Origin of the sequence: Synechococcus sp. R6-7, from assembly GCF_047461695.1 — a bacterium.
In the GTDB taxonomy this organism is placed as follows: domain Bacteria; phylum Cyanobacteriota; class Cyanobacteriia; order Thermostichales; family Thermostichaceae; genus Thermostichus.
The window spans coordinates 1-1,858 of record NZ_JANSHS010000281.1; the positions used below are offsets into that span (position 1 = coordinate 1).

The 1,858-nt window shown below is 57.3% G+C and carries 3 protein-coding genes; 2 read left to right on the top strand and 1 reads right to left on the bottom strand.

All coding sequences use genetic code 11. From position 1 onward, the window contains the following. Positions 1-131: 131 nt before the first annotated feature. A complete protein-coding gene (locus tag NW815_RS08780; RefSeq protein ID WP_414389077.1) occupies positions 132-533 on the bottom strand; it encodes a hypothetical protein in 402 nt (133 codons plus the stop codon). A 121-nt stretch (positions 534-654) separates the two neighbouring features. On the opposite strand from NW815_RS08780, the gene NW815_RS08785 reads away from it, so the two are divergent. Together NW815_RS08785 and NW815_RS08790 are read left to right on the top strand one after the other, a co-directional pair. Then, positions 655-1,326, top strand: coding sequence for a hypothetical protein (locus NW815_RS08785; RefSeq protein WP_414355425.1), 672 nt, complete (start codon positions 655-657; stop codon positions 1,324-1,326). A 205-nt stretch (positions 1,327-1,531) separates the two neighbouring features. Then, complete coding sequence (locus tag NW815_RS08790; protein ID WP_011431796.1) at positions 1,532-1,828, top strand: DUF2470 domain-containing protein; 297 nt, start codon at positions 1,532-1,534, stop codon at positions 1,826-1,828. The last annotated feature ends 30 nt before the right edge of the window (positions 1,829-1,858 follow it).

The following is a 1,858-nucleotide window of genomic DNA, read 5'->3' on the forward strand; positions in this document are numbered from 1 at the left end:
CTGGTTCCTGGTTCTGCGACAGCACTTACCGTGTTGGGTTGCCCCTCTACGACAGCGGTGCTCATCTCCCCAGGCGTTCCCCCAAGCGCTACGCGCCGCTGACGCGGGTGCAGGGCGGTTCCCCAATGCCCTTAGGTACCGTTGCAAACAACAACTACAAAACCTATTGAGGCTGCATCCAGTCGTGAGACTGTTGGGTTTTTAGAGCGGTTGACTACCCTGCCGCTGCAGGCAGCATAGCACAAAGCCGCCCTAGATAGGCCGATTTCCGCCTCAACCTGCGTGGGATCCCTGAAGGCCGACAAAAATTGGTTGGAGGTCAGCCAAGTGAAGAGTTCTGCGCGATTCAGGTCACAACTGGGCGGGGAAGGCACTTGCCAGTCTTGAGGTGGCCCAAGCAGCCACTGCCGGGCAAACAAGCTCAACACCGCATCCCCCAGCCAAGCCTTGTCTCGACGGGATCCCTCGTCCAACTGGGCCACCTGCTGTCTGATGGTCTGGCCGGTCGAGGAGCAATGGGATCCTGTCAGCATGGAAATGGGAAGTGCAAGAACTGGCAGCAGACAAGCCCGGCGGCGAAGCGCCCCTGCCTCATTTTAAGATAGGGTCTGGCCCGTTGCAGGTGGAGTGTGGCATTGTGAGGATCCTTGGAGCATGTTGTTGGAGCTAACCCCAGAAGAATGCGAATCGGTGATTCCGGTGGTGCCAACGCGCCTTCAGTATGCGGCTTACTGGAGCGATGCCCTCAAGAGCACGGGCCGCATCATCACGGCCATTTTGGTGGGTGTGGCGTTGCTGGTTCTCTCTCGCGCTTTCGGCGAGGGATCCTTTCTGGGGGCAATCGCCTTCCTGGTCGGGATTCTCTCGTTGCTCTATCCCTTCCTGTGGGGGCCGCTCTATACCATCTCCCGCCGTCAGCTAGCCTTTCGCGAGATTCCCTATGGGGGATTGTTTTTTGGGCAGGTGTTGCGCACTCGCCGCTACGAGGTGGTGGTGGAAGAGCGAGAAAAGCTGGATGAAGATGGCAACTTCTACATTGAAGAGGTGCGGGAGCGCCAGTTTGAGATGGAAATTGGCGATGAGACCGGAGTCGTCTATCGTGTGCGGGCCAAGGACGATCCCCGCTACAGGCGAATTGTCAAAAAGCAATCGGTGCTCGGGTTGGTGAAAGCCTATTCCCGCGATTTGCAGCGCCGGCCCACCTTGAGCGAGGTCTATGTGGTCAAGCTGGGGGAGTGGGTGGGAGATGTCTCCTATCTGGATCGGGAGGCTTTTTTGGATATGGCAGATGAGCTGTTGGAGCTACAGGCCCAAGGACAAGCTTGATCCCCTGGATCCCTGGTGTTCTCTGGGATGGAGGGGAAGGGATCCCTGCCTTTTTATTCTGAAACCTAAACGGCTGCCTATCCGGGAGCGCCGCTTTTAACGCTGGGTTAGCCGCATTATTGTACTGGCCAGGGGTAGGGTTGGGTAGTTTACTGTGGACTGGCGGGAGCTTTAAACTGAGGGCTGTAAGCTAAAAACAACTGCCATGGGCGATCCTCTCACCCCCCAAGTTAGCGAGCGCATCTGCAAGCACATGAACGAAGATCATGCCGATGCAATAGCCCTCTACGCCAGGGTCTTTGGCCAGGTGGAAGGAGTTACCCAAGCCCGCATGCAGGCCATTGACCCGGAAGGGATGGACTTGCGGGTGCAGGTCGACGGGGCCGTACAAACGCTGCGGATCCGCTTCGACCACCCCCTGCGGGACTCCGAGGACGCCCATCAAACCTTAATTGCCATGGTGAAGCAGGCTCGCGCTCAAGTTAAACAGGCTACAAAGTGATGAGAGCATGACTCTAGTCAATAATAAGCT